At 60.3% G+C, this 19303-nt stretch carries 9 protein-coding genes and 1 pseudogene; 6 read left to right on the forward strand and 4 right to left on the reverse strand.

Features of this window, described 5'->3' with window-relative positions:
- Positions 1–142: 142 nt before the first annotated feature.
- Positions 143–340, reverse strand: a pseudogene (locus tag FOY93_RS17100) (nucleotidyltransferase domain-containing protein); the annotation flags it as partial.
- Positions 341–726: 386 nt separating this feature from the next.
- Between FOY93_RS17100 and FOY93_RS17105 the strand changes: the two are divergent.
- The gene (locus FOY93_RS17105) at positions 727–1083 is read left to right on the forward strand and encodes a hypothetical protein (RefSeq protein WP_008502540.1); all 357 of its coding nucleotides are present in this window, start codon (positions 727–729) and stop codon (positions 1081–1083) included.
- A 104-nt stretch (positions 1084–1187) separates the two neighbouring features.
- Positions 1188–1748, forward strand: a complete 561-nt coding sequence (locus FOY93_RS17110; protein WP_133294999.1) for a YceI family protein — start codon at positions 1188–1190, stop codon at positions 1746–1748.
- Here FOY93_RS17110 and FOY93_RS17115 read toward each other — a convergent pair.
- Genes FOY93_RS17115 through FOY93_RS17125 form a run of 3 tightly spaced genes read right to left on the reverse strand, consistent with a single transcriptional unit; the run spans position 1740 to position 3593 of the window.
- Entirely contained in the window at positions 1740–2531 is a 792-nt protein-coding gene (locus tag FOY93_RS17115) for an anti-sigma factor family protein (RefSeq protein ID WP_133295000.1), read from the reverse strand. The genes FOY93_RS17110 and FOY93_RS17115 overlap by 9 nt on opposite strands.
- Entirely contained in the window at positions 2528–3058 is a 531-nt protein-coding gene (locus tag FOY93_RS17120; protein ID WP_133295001.1) for a sigma-70 family RNA polymerase sigma factor, read from the reverse strand. Before FOY93_RS17120 ends, FOY93_RS17115 begins: the two co-directional genes overlap by 4 nt.
- 7 nt (positions 3059–3065) lie before the next feature.
- The gene (locus FOY93_RS17125) at positions 3066–3593 is read right to left on the reverse strand and encodes a tetratricopeptide repeat protein (protein ID WP_023294382.1); all 528 of its coding nucleotides are present in this window, start codon (positions 3591–3593) and stop codon (positions 3066–3068) included.
- A gap of 761 nt (positions 3594–4354) precedes the next feature.
- Between FOY93_RS17125 and FOY93_RS17130 the strand changes: the two genes are divergently transcribed.
- The 4 genes from FOY93_RS17130 (at position 4355) to FOY93_RS17145 (ending at position 19280) form a co-directional block, all read left to right on the forward strand.
- A complete protein-coding gene (locus tag FOY93_RS17130; RefSeq protein WP_143345428.1) occupies positions 4355–14422 on the forward strand; it encodes a BapA/Bap/LapF family large adhesin in 10068 nt (3355 codons plus the stop codon).
- 79 nt (positions 14423–14501) lie between these two features.
- Complete coding sequence (locus FOY93_RS17135; RefSeq protein WP_111965879.1) at positions 14502–15905, forward strand: TolC family outer membrane protein; 1404 nt, start codon at positions 14502–14504, stop codon at positions 15903–15905.
- Positions 15902–18100 carry a type I secretion system permease/ATPase gene (locus FOY93_RS17140; RefSeq protein WP_133295003.1) on the forward strand — a complete coding sequence of 733 codons (2199 nt, stop codon included), beginning with the start codon at positions 15902–15904 and terminating at the stop codon, positions 18098–18100. Before FOY93_RS17135 ends, FOY93_RS17140 begins: the two co-directional genes overlap by 4 nt.
- A gap of 10 nt (positions 18101–18110) precedes the next feature.
- Entirely contained in the window at positions 18111–19280 is a 1170-nt protein-coding gene (locus FOY93_RS17145; protein ID WP_086374946.1) for a beta-barrel domain-containing protein, read from the forward strand.
- Positions 19281–19303: the final 23 nt, after the last annotated feature.

Below are 19303 nucleotides of genomic sequence, written 5' to 3' on the forward strand. Positions count from 1 at the left end.
TAGATTGAAAATGAATCTAAGCACTCAGGAAGAACCTCACAACCGAAATTCAGACGACCATTTTTTAGCAAACGTCGTCTGAACATGGGGGGCGGAACAGACCAAAACCTTTCAGGCCCGGGCTCCGGCTTTCAGCATGGCTAAGCAGACGAGGCTCTCCCACATGTTCCCCGGTGAAAGCATGGAGCAGGTGACCCAGTGTTCCGGCGAGCACAATACGCTGAGCCATGATTTCGTCATAGTAGAGAGGGGCTACCACAACGACAAAATCGAGATCGGAGTATTTATCAAACCCGCCATGAACAAGCGAGCCGCCAGCGAGAAGGGAGTGAATCTGCGATCATTCCACCACAATCACTACGTCCAGCCCTGACAGAGCTCATTCATCTTCTCGCTTGAGAAGCTACCCTCTCCCTTTGACCAACATCAACGACACCGCCCCTCCCCCTATGGAGAATAAAAAAACACCCCCACCCAGCGCTACGGAATAGCCGCTCACCCCGGAAGGAGCCCCACCATGTACAGACCCATAACCGTCATAATATTCATTCTCCTGACCCTCGCCGCCCTCGCGGAAATAGGCGTTTTATCCCTTGGATAATCCTCAGGCGAAATACCCCTCATCGGGGCATGTTGATCTCATTACAGTTTTTTCCTAAAGCCATCCCGTTTCGCCTGTGCCATGCTGAATCACGCTCATAACCGATAACGTTAAATGAGGATATTATGAAAAAAACAATTATCGCATTATCTGCCGTTCTGCTGGCTTCCCCAGTATTTGCTGCGACCACACATGCAACTGACGATACCGTCGCGGCGGCGAACGCAAACGCCAACGAGGCGAAGCAAAAACTGCACGAAGAGCAGAACAAAGGTGAAGAGCTGAAACTGAAACAGAAGCATGCTGCGGAAGGTAAAAGCGAAAGCTTTGGCAGCAAGGTCAGCGAAGATTCCCAGAAAGCCTGGCATAAAACCAAAGAAGGCACCGAGAAAGGGTGGGATGCCACCAAAGAAGGCGCTGAGAAAGGCTGGAACAAAACCAAAGAAGGTGCCAGCGAGCTGGAAAAGAAAGTCACTGAGTAAATATTATGCTCGCAAAAAGGTCGCGCTTGCGGCCTTTTTTATTTCTTCGAATATAATTAGCACCTCGGGCGTTTACGCAGTGCGCATTTATCGGAGAAACCACTATGTATCGCCTTTTGGCCTTTCTGGCCGTTCTGCTGTTATGCCCTTCCCTGCATGCCGCCCCGAAGAGCTACCTTATCGACACCGATAACACCGCCATTCGGCTGTCGTGGCATGCCTTCGGCGGTATCCTCTCCTGGGCGACATTCAGCGGCGTGACGGGAGCCGTAACGCTCAACCCGGAAAACGACGTCGACGATCATATTCACGTCACCATTCCCGTAGCGACTCTCGTAGCCTCAAACAAGCTGCTCACCTGGCAGCTCAAAAGCGACATGTTTTTTGAATCCGAGCGTTACCCGACAATCGAGTTCATCAGCTCTCGCGTGGTCGCCCAGGGCGACGGGCGGTTCAGGGTGTTCGGCACGCTGACCGTGCGAAACATTGCCCGTCCGGTGATCCTTGAGGCCATCGTGAAAAACCCGCATGCGCAGGCCCTCACGCTGGATGCCACCACCGCGATCTCGCGCGCGTCCTACGGAATGGATAAGTTTGCCCTGGTAGTGGACGATCGAATTGCCATTGCCATTGCGATTCAGACGAATAAAGTGCCGTCATCCTGAGATCAGGCGCTGTAGCTGCTCCGCGTTTCCCCGCAGATGTGACGGCGGGTTGCGGCCAATCAGAACAAACTGGTAGCCCGCATCCTGCCACCACGCCAGGTTCATGCTGTGCCGCTTCTCCTGGCGGAGCGAGGCCGTCGCCTTTTCATCAACAGGAGAGATACAAAGCGCCATCGGGCCGTAGTCGGCATTGATCCAGGCAATCTGCGCGATCGAGGTGGTTTCATAGCGCAGCATTCGCACCATTTTCAGCTCTGCCCCCTGAAGGACAAGCTGCGACATGTTCAGCTTCAGGCCGATGTCCTGCGCGGCCCGTTCCAGCCCGCGCTGCAGGACCGGCGTCGCGCTGTCCATATCCAGCAGCGTCTCGACGCTGTACAGGGACATATATTGCGCTTCGAGGTCGCGGATATGGGCATTCTCATCCGCAGGCGCAGCTGCGGGACGCAGCAGGTAGCCCAGACCGGAGCCAACCATCAAAAAGCTGACCGACGCGGCAATCAGCGCCCGCCTGCTGACGCCGACCGGCGAGGAGGATTGTGGATCGGGAAGAGCTGCCAGACGCGCTTGCATTGTCTCAAGAGGCGCGTCATCCAGCAGGGAAGCAAACGCCCCGGCGTAATCCTGGCTGCTTTTCATCAGTTCGTCGGTTCGTCCGGCGAGGCGTTCATCACGCTTTAACTGTTCTTCAAACTGCTGCGCGTCGGCGCGGCACATCTCGCCATCTATCCAGGCCACGATAGCGTCGTCGTTATAGGGCGGTACAAAACGGTGCGCGTTCAAGAGCGTTTCTCCTTTACCGGAGGCAGTGCGTCAGCGGATCTGGCAAGACGAGCCCGTGCCGTCGCCAGCCGGCTCATCACGGTTCCGATCGGCACCGCCAGAGTGTCTGCCGCCTCCTGGTAGGTAAAGCCTTCGACATAAACCAAAAATACCGCGTTGCGCTGGGCTTCAGGCAGCGCGTTGACGCGCTGCATCACCTTAAGGTAATGCAGGCGTGTCTCATCCTGTTCACGGGTGTCCGGTGCCATAAGCTCGTCGCTGGCCACAAATCCCTGCCCCTGACGCACGTGTCGTGCCCGAAGTTCAGAGATCCAGATGGAGTGAAGGATCGCGAACAGCCACCTGTCTATGCGTGTGCCCGGCGTATACTGGCTGCTTCTTTCAAGCGCACGCACGCAGGTGGACTGAACCAGCTCTTCGGCGATATCCCTGTTTCGCGACAGCACCAGCCCATACCGCCAGAGACGCGGCAGGTGTGCGGCTAACTGTTGACGAACCTCACGGGTAGCGATGTGTTTTCCCTCCACGAGAAAATCAGGATTCCGGATGTCCGTTGATAGCGGCCTGCAGGTCGCGATACTCCTCACAGGACTGGCCACAAATACCGGCAATCACCTTCAGCTGTTCTTTCGCGAGGTCCGGGCGTCCTTTTACCATCCACGCTTCACCGAGATATTCCCGGGCTTTGGCATAATCCGGGGCGATAGCCAGCGCGCGCTGGTAGTAACCAATCCCTTCGTCCGTGCGGCCCAGTTTGCGCGTGGCGAACCCGCGGTAGTTCCACGCTTCAGCCGTATTGCCATTTTTCAGCGAATCAAGCAGGTTCAGCGCCGCCTGGTATTCTCCTTTCTTCGCAAGATGGTACGCATAGTTGGTTTTGTCCTGATCGCTGAGGCTGCTGCTCTTGTCCGGCACGCATTTCTGTGTGGCGCTGTCATACACCTGTCCGGAAGGACAATCGGGCGTTTTGCTCTCGGTACTATTATTGCCCATGGCCAGCGCCAGTGGGGACAGCAGGGAAAAAATCAGCACCGGGATCAAACGAAACGAGGTCGTGTTCATACAAAGCTCCAGGGTAAGAAGGAAGTGACGTCAGTTAACGCCCGACTGACGATTTTTATTCATTCTCCCCGTATTTTTTTTGTTGTCGCAAATTCATGCCGACATCGTAGCCGCAATGGAAATATATCAGGTTATTTTACCCTTTCCTTAACGCTATTCATTTCGCGTGATAGCAGAACTTTAACCCCGCATAAGAATATATTTCATTGTGCGAGTGATATAATATATTTTATATCAAAAATGTTACCCTAACTTAAATGCATATTAAGCACGCTTAAAAAACAACGTTGATCATTATATTGAAAATGTCCCCTACCAATTATCATACTGCGTTAATCATATTTAGAAGCAGCATCACAATGAAAAAACAAAAGCATATAAAACAATATCTTATGCAATTTAAATTATTAACACCCCCCATGTATTAATGCCCTATTCATTGTTTTGGCACTTATTTACGAAAGCTTAAGTTGCACAACTATCGTTTTCTGTCTATATCATTTTTATATTCCGAAAAATAATTCCTCTATTAAATACAGGGTTTTATAAGACACAAAACACCCATAAAAACTGTTCTCTTTTATAAGTCATTAGATTCGCTCTGATGTTGCCACTCTGAATTCTGGCGGGCATCGTGCGCGCAAAAAACGACGGTGAGTGCTGCGTTATAACAGCGACTGCGCCGGGGGCGCCCTTTACCTTCTGCAGAGATGGCTCGTCTTGCTCGCCGTTCATGACACATCTGCTGGAGTAATACCTAAATGAGCCAAATCTCTGTTATTTCAAAACTTACTGGCGTGGAAACGACCACGGAAGGTACCCAGGTTACGCTGAGCCATTCCTCTGTCGTTGAGCTCCATGTCGAGCGAGCGAGCGTCTCCCACTTCGCGCGAAATGGTAACGATCTGCTGGTTACGCTCCACTCCGGCGAGGTGATCACCCTTAAAAATTTCTACGTCGCGGACGCGCAGGGCGTGAGCCAGCTGGTGCTGCAGGACAGCCAGGGCGCTTTATGGTGGATTGAAGATCCAACCGGAGCCGCCACGTACGAATCCATCGCGTCCACGGACGTGCTGCTTGCGGCCTCAGGGAGCGACGCCGGTGGCGCCGCCATCTGGCCATGGGCCCTGGGCGGGATTGCCGCTGCGGGCGGCATTGCGGCGGCGGCAAGCACCGGCGGCGGTGGTGGTGATAATGGCAGCAGTAACAATTCGGCCGATCCGGATACGACAGCGCCGAACGCGCCTTCCGGCCTTAAGTTTTCTTCAGATGGCAAAACGGTCACCGGTACCGCAGAACCCGGCAGCACCATCACGCTGAAAGACGCGAACGGTAACGTCATTGGCACAGGAAAAACGGGCAGCGATGGCAATTTTACCGTCTCTCTCGACACGCCGTTGACCAACGGCGAGCAGGTGACCGCCACCGCGACGGATAACGCCGGGAATACCAGCCCGGGCACGAATCTTACCGCCCCGGACACCATTGCGCCCGATGCGCCAGCCATCACCAGCGTAACTGACGATACGGCTCCACAGACGGGGACAGTCAGCAACGGTGGCAGCACCAACGATCAGCGTCCGCAGCTTACCGGCACCGGTGAAGCGGGCTCGACCGTGACGATTTATGACGGCGGGATCGCCATTGGTACGGCGGTCGTCGCCAGCAACGGCACCTGGACCTTTACCCCTTCAGTTGATCTAAGCGAAAGCACTCACCAGATTACCGTGCGGGCAACCGACGCCGCGGGCAACACCGGGCCTGCCTCGCCGGTGTTTACCCTGACGGTGGATCTTACTCCGCCGGACGCCCCGACCGCGATTGTGCTGACCGACGATACGGGCGTTATCAAGGGAACCATCACGTCGGGCGCGCCTACCGATGCTTCACTGCCGATCCTGGCGGGAACGGGCGAGCCCGGCGGAACCATCACTATTTACGATAACGGCGTGGTGGTTGGCACAACGACGGTACTGCCCAACGGCACCTGGAGCGTAACGCCGAACGGTCCGCTTCCGGACGGGACGCACTCCATAACCGTCACTGAAACCGATGCCGCCGGAAACCTGAGCGCGACCTCAGAGCCTGTCATCTTCACCGTGGACACCACGCCGCCGTTAGCCCCTGGAAACCTCGTGGTTTCAAATGATGGCGGCACCATCAGCGGTACCGCAGAGCCGGGCAGCACGGTGACCATCCGTGAAGGCGGCGCACTCGTTGGCACTCCAGTTGTTGCCGATAGTCAGGGTAACTTCAGCCTGACGCTGACCCCGCCGAAGCTCAACGGCGAAATCCTGACCGCTGACGCCACCGACACAGCAGGCAACACGAGTCCTACCACCTCCGCGGTGGCACCGGATATTACTCCACCGCAGACGCCAGTTATCGTGTCGGTGATTGATGACGTACAGACCTCCACCGGCCCCGTGGGCCCGAACGGGATCACCAACGACCGGGCGCCGACCGTGAACGGGACGGGCGAAGCGGGCTCGACCATCACGATTTATAACGGCAGCGATGTCCTCGGTACGGTGGTTGTTCCCTCTTCCGGCCTGTGGAGCTTTACGCCGCCCGCACCGCTAACCGATGGCACGTACGTGCTGACGGCGAAGGCGACGGACCCCGCCGGTAACCCGAGCGGGTTATCAGACTCCTGGACAATTGACGTCGACGGGACGGCACCTGGCGCCCCGGTGATTTCACAAGTCGTGGACGATGTCCCCGGGCGCACCGGCGCGATCGACCTGAATGGGACCACCAACGACACCACCCCGACGCTCAGCGGTACCGCCGAAGCAAACGCGACTGTCACCGTGCGCGTGGACGGTGTTGCTGTTGGTACGACCGTCGCCAATGGCCTTGGCGTATGGATCTTTACCCCTTCCACCCCGATCGGTGAAGGCCCCCATGATCTTACCGCCGTCTCGACCGATGCGGCAGGCAACACTAGCGGCGTCTCCAACACCTGGACTCTGACGGTTGACAGCGTGGCGCCTGCTGCCCCAATCATCACCCAGGTGGTGGATGATGTGCCGGAACGCCTCGGCGCGCTCAACCCTAACGACAGCACTAACGACACCACGCCGACGCTCAACGGCACGGCTGAACCCGGCTCAACCGTCACCATCCGCCTCGATGGCACCGATCTTGTCACGGTTCCGGTCGACAACAATGGCGCGTGGACCTATACCCTCACGACGCCTCTTGTCAGCGGGCCTCATACCTTTACCGTTGTCGCCACCGATACGGCGGGTAACACCAGCCAGCCGTCAGGCGGCTTCACCCTGACCGTCGATACCACGCCACTAGTGGCGGCAACCATCGGCACCGTGACCGATGACGTCGGCGGCGTTCAGGGTCCGCTCAGCAGCGGCGATACCACGGATGACACCAAACCGCAGCTGCAGGGCACCGCTCCGGCCGATGCGACGATCACCATTTATGACGGCACCACCCTGCTCGGCACCGCCACCCTCGACGGCAACGGCGGCTGGAGCTTTACGCCCGTTACCCCGCTCACCGACGGCCCGCATTCGCTGACGGTTCACGCCACCGATGCCGCGGGCAATACCACCATCTCCAGCCCGTTTGTGTTGACGGTAGATACCGTCGCGCCTGTCACGCCGGACGTGCCGGCCATCACCGTCAATCCTGACGGAACAGAAACAACGCTGAACCCTGGCGAAACCACCCGCGACACCACGCCAACCCTGAGCGGTACCGGCACGGCCGGCGATACCGTGACGATCTACAACAACGGCGTCAAAATCGGCGATGCTGTCGTGGACAATACCGGCAGCTGGTCGTGGACACCATCAACCCCGCTGCCCGGCGGTACCTATGACATCACCCTGACCGTCACCAACGTGGACGGCACGGGCAACGAAAGCGCCCCGTCTCAGCCGGTTACCATCACCATTGATACCGAGGCGCCGGCTACGCCTGCGGCACCGACCGTCACCGACAGCGTCACCCAGATCACCGGCCCCGTACCCGAAGGCGGAACCACCAACGATCCGCGCCCGGTCCTGAGCGGCACCGGGACGCCGAACGATGTCATCAACATCACTGACACCGTCAACGGCATATCGACCGTCGTGGGCACCGTCACGGTAGACAGCAGCGGCAACTGGAGCTGGCGTCCTGGCAGCGACATTGCCGAGGGCAGCCACGCCTTTACCGCCACCGCCACCGATGAAGCGGGCAATATCTCTGACCCGTCGTCAGCGATTACGATCATCGTGGATACCCTGGCGCCGGATACACCGGTGATTAGTGCAGTGGGCGGCGCGCCTGATGGTGGCTTTATCACAGATACCACACCGACAGTGGGAGGAACCGGCGTTAACGGTGAGACGGTGATCGTCTACAACAACGGCGTCGAGCTGGGTCGTGTCGTGGTGGCTAATGGAGAATGGAGCCTGACGCTCCCCACGCAAACGGACGGCCCGCTCAACATTACCGTAGCGGGAGTGGACGCAGCGGGTAACCTCAGCGCGCCGAGTTCAGTCTTTACCGTCACGCTCGATACCGTTGCGCCTGAGATCCCCGTCATTAGTGCGGTAGCCGACAGCCAGCTGTCCAGTAACGTGCTCTACACGAAGGACGGCACGCCAACTCTTACCGGGACCGGTGAACCCGGCACCACCGTTATCGTTTCCGTAGACGGCACACCGTCTACAGTGCTTGTGACGGTCCAGCCGGGCGGCACCTGGAGCTGGACCGCCGACACGACGTTGCCGGATGGTCCTCATACGTTCACCGTCTCTTCCAGCGATCCAGCAGGTAATTCCTCCGGTGATTCAGTACCGCTGAGCGTGACGGTGGATACTGCCGCACCTGCCGACCCGGTCAACATGGCTCTGGCTCAGGAAGGAACGCCGCTGACCGGTACAGGTGAAATAGGAAGTACTATTACCGTGAAAGATAGCGGTGGCACGGTCATTGGTACCGGCGTTGTCGGTAGCGACGGTAGCTTCTCGATTGCGCTGAGTCCGGCGCAGCTGGATCCGACCACGCTGACCGTGAACGCTACGGACGCCGCAGGGAATGCCAGCGCGGGCGTGCCTTTTGTCGTCAACGACTCGTCGCTTGAGCTGCCGCAGGTGCCCGTCATCACGGCGATCGTCGATGACGCGGATCCGGTAACTGGCGATGTGAAAGGCAAAACGACCAACGACACCACGCCAACGCTTACCGGCACGGCCGAAGCGGGCAGCCTGATTACCATCTATCTGGACGGTAGCGCGACGCCATTGACGACGGTGACCGCCGACGGCAGCGGCAACTGGAGCTATACGCCGGCGGCGCTTGGCGAGGGGCTGCACACCTTTGAAGTGACTGCGACCCTCAACGGCCAGACCAGCGGCCGCTCTCCGGCGGCCAGCGTCACCGTCGACCTCACCGCCCCGGGCACGCCAACTATCGGCGCGGTGATTGACGACGTCGGTCCGGGCACCGGCCCGCTGACCAGCGGCCAGACCACCAACGACAACCAGCCGACCCTCACCGGCACCGGCGCGGTGGGCGATACCATCTCCATCTACAACAACGGGACGCTGCTGGGCAGCGTGCTGGTAGGCAGCACCGGCACCTGGAGCTACACCACGCCCACCCTGGCAGAGGGCAACCATGTCCTGACCATCCGCGCGACCGATCCTGCGGGGAATCAGAGCGGCCCTTCGGCGGGCTTCACCGTCGTGGTGGACTCCGTTTCCGCCACGCCGGTCATCACCAACGTCACGGATAATGTCGGCAACGCCGCCACCACGGTGGTCAGCGGCAGCGAAACGAACGACGCCATGCCAACCCTTTCGGGGACAGCGGACGCAAACAGCGTGGTGACCATTTTCGACGGCGGCACCCAGATTGCCGTGGTAACGGCTGACGGCACCGGCGCATGGACGTTTACCCCTGACACCGCGCTCGGCGAAGGCTCGCACAGCTTCACCGTCCGGGCGACCGACCCGCTGGGCAACGTCAGCGCGGTCTCTGCTCCCTGGAGCGTGGTGGTTGACCTGACCGCTCCGACGGTTCCGACGCTGGATAATGTAAACGACGACGTCCCTGGCGGCGTCCAGGGTAACCTCACCAGCGGCCAGGTAACCAACGACAGCACCCCAACCATCAGCGGCACCGGGCTGGCGGGCAGCACTATCCACATCATGAATAACGGCACGCAGATTGGTACAACGACCGTTGACGGAAGCGGGAACTGGTCCTTTACGCCGACCGCGCCGCTGAGCGACGGCAGCTACTCCCTGCGCGCGTATGCAACGGATACCGCAGGCAACGCCTCGGCGAACTCATCGGTCTTCGCTTTTACCATTGATACCGCAGCCCCCGGCGTACCGGTGGTGACCAGCGTGATTGACGATGTCGGTCCGGTCACCGGGACGCTCACGTCGGGTAACAGCACCAACGACGCGCGTCCAACCTTCAACGGCACGGGCGAAGTGGGTTCTACCGTGCACGTGATCGTTGATGGCAACGAAATTGGCACTGCGGTGGTCAATGCCCAGGGCAGCTGGACCTTTACCCCGGGTACCGATCTGGGCGAAGGGCCACACGCCATCACCTTCAACGCCACCGATGCGGCAGGCAATACCGGCGGCACGACGACGCCGTTTACCCTGACGGTGGATACGGGCGTGCCGTCGGCGCCGATCATTTCGACCGCGGGTGACAACGTGGGCAGCATTCAAACCCCGCTCTCTTCGGGGCAGAGCACCGACGACACCACGCCGACGCTGAACGGCACCGCGACCGCCAACGCCACGGTCACCGTTTATGAGAACGGGCAGCCGGTCGGCACCGTTCAGGCGGACGGTACAGGAGCATGGAGCTTTACGCCATCAGCACCGCTTGGCAACGGCAGCCATACCTGGACCGCCACGGTCACCGATGCAGCGGGCAACGTCAGCCCGACCTCGCCGGGCTTTACCCTGATTGTTGATACCGCGGCACCAAACGCGCCGGTTATCAGCCAGGCGATAGACGACGTGGGCAGCATCACCGGCCCGCTAACGTCCGGGCAAACAACCGACGATACCGTTCCGCGCCTTGTCGGGACCAGCGAACCGTTTGCCACCGTGAAAATCTATGAGGGAACTACGCTTGTCGGAACAGGCACTGCGGATAGCAACGGGAGCTGGAGTATCTTGCTCAACACCACGCTGACCGCGGGCGCGCACAGCTTCACCGCGCAGGCGACGGATGCGGCGGGCAATACCAGCCTGTCGTCCACCAGCTTCAGCCTCACCGTTGACACCACGCCGCCTGCGCTGCCGGTGCTGACCAGCATTCTGGATGACGTGGGCAATGCGGCGACGCCGGTTGCAAACGGCGGGTTCACCAACGACGCGCAACCAACCCTCAGCGGCACGGCGGAAGCCGGGTCGACGGTGAAAATATTTGATAACGGCGTACAAATCGGCAGCGTGACGGCGACCGGTGGGGCGTGGAGCTTTACGCCATCTCCGGCGCTGGGCAACGGTCCGCACAATTTGACCTTTACCGCCACCGATGCGGTGGGCAACGCCAGCGCACCTACCGCCGGGTATGTGATTAACGTCGATACCCTCGCGCCGGGAGCGCCGGTCATCAGTTCGGTGATTGATGATGTCGGCAGCGTTATCGGTCCGGTGACCGGTACGAATCCGACCAACGATACGCGCCCAACGCTAAACGGGACAGCCGAAGCGAATGCCACGGTCAGGATCTACGATGGTATTACGCTGGTCGGCACGGTGACCGCCGATGGCAACGGCAACTGGACCCTGCCGCAAACCACCACGCTGACGCAGGGCACGCATAACTTCACCGCCACGGCCACCGATGCGGCTGGCAACACCAGCGCGGCGTCAGGCGTGACGACGATTATCGTCGATACGACCGCCCCAACGGCGCCGACCGGGACCCTCAACGCCGACGGTAGCGTCCTGACCGGGAGCGCGGAGGCGGGCAGTACCGTCACAATCCGCCTTGCGGACGGCTCGACGGTGACCGCCATTGCGGGCAGCAACGGCACCTACAGCTACACCTTCATTAACAAACAGATCGAAGGCCAGACGCTGCAGATCACCGCTACCGACGCCGCGGGCAACACCTCCCTGCCGGGCTCCGTCCTTGCGCCGGTGTTGCCGCTCTCCGCCAGCAATAACGTTGAAGAGCTGAACCTCAGCACCACGGCGACCGTGACCAATAGCCAGTACAGCGACTACGGCTTCCTGCTGGTCGGCGCCGTGGGCAACGTCCTGACGCTGCTGGGCAATGACACCGCGCAGGTGAACTTCACGGTGAGCAACGGCGGCAGCGCGGATATCGTGGTGAATGCTAACGCTACGGGGGCGGTGCTCTCTCTGCTCAACACTCTTGAGCTGGTAGTTCAGCACTACGTCAACGGCGTCTGGACTACCGTGGTGGATACCGGCCAGCCGCAGTTTGCCGATCTCCTGACCCTCGGCGCTACCGGCGTCTCGCTGAACCTGACCGGGCTGGCCGACGGTAACTACCGCGTGCTTAGCTATAACACCAACCTGCTGGCAACCGGCTCCTACACCAGCCTCGACGTGGCGGTGAAAGAGACCGGTCCGGGTACGGTTACCGGCGATACCAGTCTCAACGGCAACGTGATCCTCGATACGGATCCGACCGCCGGCAGCGACAACGCGCCGGCCGGAACCACTATCTCCACGGTGACTAACGCGCAGGGCGTTACCACCAGCGTGAACGCCGACGGCACGGTGATCCAGGGCAAATACGGTACGCTGACCATCAACCGAGACGGCAGCTATACCTATAACCTGACCGACACCAGCGCTGCGGTCGTTGGCCGGACGGAGAGCTTCACCTACACCATCACCCATAACGGCGTCAGCGCGTCGGCGAACCTGGTGCTGTCTCTGGGTGCCGGTACGGTAATCAACGGCATTGTGGCAGTGGACGACACGGCCTCGCTGACCTTTGACACCACCGTGAGTGAGGTGAATAACGGCGCCTCGTCTCAGAACGGTATTACCCTGGTGGGCATTAATCTCGGCAGCACGCTGGGGCTTAACCTGCTGGACGACATGACCAACCCGATCATCTACAACGTGGAGGAAGGGACGACCCGCACCATGACCATCCAGGCCTCCGTGGGCGGCGTGGCGCTGGCGTCGGTGTTCGACCTGTACGTCTATAAGTTCAACAATGCGACCCAGACCTTCGAGCAGGTTCGCGTCGAGTCGGGCTGGCTGCGCGCCCCGCTGCTGGGGGGTACGTCACCGCAGCTGACGCTGAACCTGCCTGCCGGGGAGTATCTGTTCCTGCTGAATACCGCATCCGGGATCGCCGTACTGACGGCCTACACGCTTAACGTCCTGCAGGACCATGTCTACAGCGTGGCGAGCATCAGCGAAACCACCACGGGCGACGTGCTGGCGAATGATCCGGTTCCAGCGGGCACGCTGGTTACCGAAGTGAACGGCGTGGCGGTCAACAGCAGTGGAACCACCACCATTCAGGGAGAATACGGCACGCTGACCATCAATTCGTCCGGTCAGTACACCTATACCCTGAGAAGCGGCGTGGGGGCGGACCATATCAGCACGCCGGATACCTTCGTCTACACCGTTACCGCGCCTGACGGCTCGAAGGATACGGCATCGCTCAACATCACCCCAACCGCGCAGGCGATGAATGCGGTGAACGATGTCAGCGCCACGATGGACCTTACCTCGGTACATCACACGTCGGTCTACTCGGATACGACCGTGGGCACCGCCAGCTGGACGACGGCCCTGCTCTCGTCAACCCAGGGCAGCGGCAGCGGAACCTTCGTGGTCGACGCGAACACCGCGCTGCACAACGCGTCGCTGCACTTTAGCGTGGCATCGCTGCTGTCGCTGACCGGGTTGACGGTGAACTGGTCCATCAGCGACGGCTCGGGCGTGATCCGCAGCGGCTCCTTCAGCGGGGCCTCGCTGCTGGGCGGCAGTATCGACGTCGCGCTGACCGGGCTGGATCTCAACGCCGGGACCTATACGCTGAACTTTACCGGTAGCGTCCCGGGGCTGAGCGTCGGAAACATCACCATTACCCCAAGCGTGAACGGCACCACCTACTCGCTGAGTAATTTCGACGTCACCGGCAGCCACACCGTCAACGGCAATATCTTTGACGGCACCGACTCCGGCGGCGTGCTGGATCAGCTCCACTCGGTGGATACCCGTCTGAGCGTGACCGGCTACAACGGCGTGACCACCACGCTGGATCCGTATACCGGCAGCGCAACGGTGAATATTGTCGGCCACTATGGCACGCTGGCGATCGGCGCTGACGGCCATTACACCTATACCCTCAACAGCGGGGTATCGCTCTCAACCATGACCTCGAAGGAGACCTTCAACTACACCCTGACCGACTCTGCAGGAAGAACGGACAGCGCCACGCTGACCATCAATATGGCGCCGCAGTTCATCAGCTCTGAGCATAACGACGCCATCACCGGTACGGCCTACGGCGATACGCTGATTTACCAGGTGCTGAACAGCACGGTGGGCAACGGTACGGGAGGTAACACCAGCAGTGCCGCGGGCGATCACTGGACCGGCTTCTCGCTGGCACAGGGCGACAAGATCGACATCGGCGATCTGCTGGTGGGCTGGAACGGTAGCGCCGCGACGCTCGGGAATTATCTCCATGTCACTAATAGTAATGGCAATACCGTGATCTCCATCGACCGTGATGGTGCAGGGGGCACCTACACTAATACCACGCTCGTTACGCTTGATGGCGTTCAGACCACCTACGACGAGCTTGTTAACCAGCAACACATCATTACCTGATACAACCTGCAAGAGATGACCCGGGCGCGCAGCGCCCGGGCATAAATAATAAAGCCGTATTTTTTTATAGGGACATGACATGGGAATGAAGATGCCTTACTGGTGGCTCTCGTGCTGCCTGATATCTGTGCCCGCTTTCTGCGCAAATCCGGCGGCCACCATCAATACCGGACAGCTTCGCGAAACGCAGGAACTCCCCTCGCTCAACGGCCGCGTCGCACCTGCGGCTGGCAAAGCCGCCCCCGGTTCATTGCAGCTTGGCGATGCCGTTAACCGCGCCGTCACCTGGCACCCGGCCATCAGCGAAGCCGTGGGAAAACTCTACCAGCAGAGCGAAGAGGTAGACGTCGCTAAGTCAAAATACTATCCGCAGATTAATGCCGGCGTGGACAACGGTTATTCTCACGACGGCGACCAGAACGGCTTTACGCCGTCGCTGGTGCTTTCTCTCTCACAGATGCTCTACGACTTTGGCAAAGTGGCAAGCCAGGTACGCGCCGAGAGCGCCGGCGTTGCCCAGCAGCAGGCCAACGTGCTGGTGAGTATCGACACTATCGCCCACGATACCGCCGTCGCCATGGTGCAGGTTCAAACCTGGCAGCAAATGGTTGAGACCGCTAAAGAGCAGCTCGACGCCCTCTCCTCTATCGGCACGCTGACCCGCCAGCGTAACGACGAAGGGGCCACATCGCTCTCTGACGTGGTGCAGACCGATGCCCGAATCGAAGGCGCGCGAGCCCAGCTGATGCAGTACCAGGCCAGCCTGGACAGCGCCCGCGCCACGCTGATGAGCTTTCTCGGCTGGAACAGCCTGAACGCGATAAGCAATGACTTTCCGCAAAAGCTGGGCCGGAGCTGCGACATCGCCGAGCCGGACGACCGTCTGGTTCCCGCCGTTCTCGCCGCCTGGGCGCAGGCTAACGTCGCCCAGGCTAACCTGGACTATGCCGACGCGCAGATGACGCCAACCGTCTCGCTGGAGCCGGAGGTGCGCCACTACATGAACGATCGCTACGCGGGCAGCGACACGCGGGATCGCACCCAGTATTCCGCATGGGTGAAAGTTCAGATGCCGCTTTATCAGGGCGGCGGCCTCACCGCACGGCGTAACGCTGCCGGACATGCGGTGGAGGCGGCGCAGTCCACCATTCAGCGCACGCGTCTTGATGTCCGCCAGAAACTGCTGGAAGCCCGCAGCCAGGTGATGAGCCTGCAAAGCACGCTGCAAATTCAGGGCCGTCAGGAGGCGCTCAGCGCCCGCACCCGCGAACTGTACCAGCAGCAGTATCTTGACCTCGGCTCGCGCCCGCTGCTCGACGTGCTCAACGCCGAACAGGAGGTTTATCAGGCGCGCTTCACCCAGCAGCAGACCCTCGGTCAGCTGCATCAGCTGCAGCTCAACTGCCTGTATAACACCGGACAGCTGCGTCACGCGTTCGATCTTGATAACCGCACCATCCAGACCGTGGAGATCCAGCCATGAAGCAGCGTGATATCCCGCAAGGTGAAAACATGACGGATGAGGCGCTGGCGCAGTGGGCACAGGCCTTTGGTTTTGTTGCCACGCGCTATCGCGTCGCCTGCTCGCCCGGCGCGCTGATTGCAGGCGCACCCTGGCTGAAAGGCAAACCGATGGTGCCCGCCCTCACCCAGCTGGCCCGCGAAGCAGGGCTGTCGTTTCAGCTCCTTACCGACGATCGACAGGCGATCAACAGCTGGCGTCTGCCGGTTGTCGTAGCGATGAATGACGACAGGATCGGCGTGATCGAGCATTTCGACGGGGACGATACGCTGGAAGTCAGCTTTTTCGACGACGAGACCTACACCAATCGGCTGTCGATGACGGCGATGCTGCCCGCTATACGCCACGTTATTGCCCTGCGTCCACTCGCCGCGCTGAAGGACAGCCGCGTGGATGCCTATATCTCCAAATATCGTCCGGACTGGCTCTACCGGCTGGTGATGCGCGATCTCCGCCCCTACAGCTGGGTGATGCTCGCCGCGCTGTTTATCAACGTTCTGTCGCTCTCCGGGATCGTCTTTTCCATGCAGGTCTATGACCGGGTGATCCCCGCCCAGTCCTACCCGACGCTGTACGTCCTGACCATCGGGGTGCTGATTGCCACCCTGTTTGGTTTTGTGCTGCGCGTGGCGCGCGGGCACATTATGGATCTGCTGGGCAAGCGCTCGGATATGCGCGTTTCGGATCGCGTATTCGGCCACGCTCTGCGGCTGCGCAACAGCGCGATCCCCCGCTCCACCGGCAGCTTTATCTCACAGCTGCGCGAGCTGGAGCAGATCCGTGAGATGGTGACCTCGTCCACCATCTCGACAATTGTCGATCTGCCCTTCTTTTTACTGTTCGTGGTGGTGCTGGCGATCATCGCCCCGCAGCTGGCGTGGATCGCCCCGGTCGCGGCGGTGATCATGGTCCTGCCCGGCCTGCTGCTGCAGAAGAAGCTGGCGGAGCTGGCAAAGCAGTCGGCGCATGAATCAACCCTGCGCAACGCGGTGCTGGTGGAGAGCGTGCAGGGCCTGGAGGACATCAAGCTGATGCAGGCGGAAAACCGCTTTTTGCAGCAGTGGAACAGCTATATCCAGATCACCGCAGAATCCGGCCTGCGCACCCGCGAGCTGACGCAGAACCTGATCAGCTGGGGGATGACCATTCAGAGCCTGGTCTACGCCGGGGTGATTGTTGTCGGCGCGCCGATGGTGATCGACGGTACCCTGACCACCGGCTCGGTGGTCGCCGCGTCGATGCTGGCTTCCCGCATGATCGCCCCAATGGCGACGCTGTGCGGCGTGCTGGCGCGCTGGCAGCAGGTCAAAGCCGCAAAAGAGGGACTGGACAGCATCATGCAGCTTCCCACCGAAAACCAGCGCGAGGAGACGCCGATCCGCCAGGACGTCCTGCGCGGACACTATCTTTTCGAGCAGGCGCAGTTCCGCTATCAGCCGGACGATCCGCGCATGGCGCTGCGCATTAATCGCCTGGAGATAAGGCCGGGAGAAAAAGTGGCGATCCTCGGGCGCAACGGCGCGGGCAAATCAACCCTGCTGCAGGCGATGGCGGGCGGGATGGACCTGGCGGCGGGCGAACTGCGGCTCGACGGCTTCAGCCTGCCGCATCTCGACGTGGCGGACGTGCGGCGCAACGTCGGCTTTATGACTCAGAACGCGCGGCTGTTTTACGGCACCCTGCGCGAAAACATCACCCTCGGCATGCCGCGCGCCACCGACGAAGAAATTTTCGAGGCGCTGGAGCTGACCGGCGCGGCGGGCTTCGTCCAGAAGCTGCCCAAGGGGCTGGACTATCCGATCATGGAAAACGGCGTAGGGCTCTCCGGCGGGCAGCGCCAGTCGATTCTGCTGGCGCGAATGCTCCTGCGCGATCCGAATATTGTGCTGATGGATGAACCCACCGCGTCGCTGGATGAGCACACCGAGCGGGAATTCATCCAGCGCCTGGGCGACTGGCTCGGGCATCGCACCCTGATCGTCGCCACGCACCGCGTACCGGTTCTGGAACTGGTGGAGCGCGTCGTGGTGTTAAAAGAAGGCATGCTGGTGATGGACGCGCCAAAAGCCCAGGCGTTGAGCAACAGCCGTATGCAGCAGCAACAGCAGCAGGCAGCAACCGGACGGGAGTGGAAAAATGAAAATCAGTCAGCGTGACGTGGCGGCAATGGACGATCTGGATAACGCCCTCGACTCCGAAAGCGGCTACACCGGCGCGCGCCGGATCGTGATCTTCTCGCTGCTGATGTTTGTAGTGCTGGGCGTCTGGGCATGGTTTGGCGTGCTGGATGAGGTGTCAACCGGTTCGGGTAAAGTGATCCCCAGCTCGCGCGAGCAGGTCTTACAGTCTCTCGACGGCGGGATCCTCACCGAGCTGAACGTCCACGAAGGCGATCAGGTGCAGGCCGGACAGGTGCTGGCGCGGCTTGACCCGACGCGTTCTGAGTCGAACGTCGGCGAAAGCGCGGCGCGCTACCGGGCCTCACTGGCCTCCAGCGCCCGCCTGTACGCCGAGGTAAACGATCTGCCGCTGAAATTCCCGCCTTCGCTGGCGAAATGGCCGGATCTGATTGCCGACGAAACCCGGCTTTACAACTCGCGCCGCGCGCAGCTGGAGGATACCCAGCGGGAGCTTCGCGCCGCGTTAGATCTCGCCAATAAAGAGCTGGCCATTACCCAGCGGCTGGTGAAAACCGGGGCCGCCAGCCACGTGGAGGTGCTGCGCCTGCAGCGGCAGAAAAGCGATCTGGAGCTGAAGCTCACCGACGTGCGCTCGCAGTATTACGTCCAGGCGCGCGAGGCGTTATCCAAAGCCAACGCTGAGGTGGATATGGTTTCAGCCATCCTCAAGGGCCGCCAGGATTCCGTCACCCGTCTGACGGTAAAATCCCCGGTGCGCGGGATCGTGAAAAATATCAAGGTGACCACCATCGGCGGGGTGATCCCGCCCAACGGCGAGCTGATGGAGATTGTGCCGGTGGACGATCACCTGCTGATCGAAACTCGCCTGTCGCCGCGCGATATCGCCTTTATCCACCCGAACCAGGAGGCGCTGGTCAAAATCACCGCCTACGATTACGCCATTTACGGCGGCCTGCACGGGGTCGTTGAGACGATTTCCCCGGATACCATTCAGGATGAGGCCAAGCCGGAGGTGTTCTATTACAGGGTGTTTATCCGCACCAGTCAGGATTACCTGGTCAATAAGGCGGGCAGGCACTTCTCGATTGTACCGGGGATGATTGCGACGGTGGACATTAAGACCGGAGAGAAAACGGTGCTGGATTATCTGATTAAACCGTTCAACCGGGCGAAAGAGGCGCTAAGGGAGCGATAGCCAATCGCCGGGTGGCGGCTGCG

The sequence above is a fragment of the Enterobacter sp. 18A13 genome (genome assembly GCF_007035975.1).
Classification (GTDB): domain Bacteria; phylum Pseudomonadota; class Gammaproteobacteria; order Enterobacterales; family Enterobacteriaceae; genus Enterobacter; species Enterobacter vonholyi.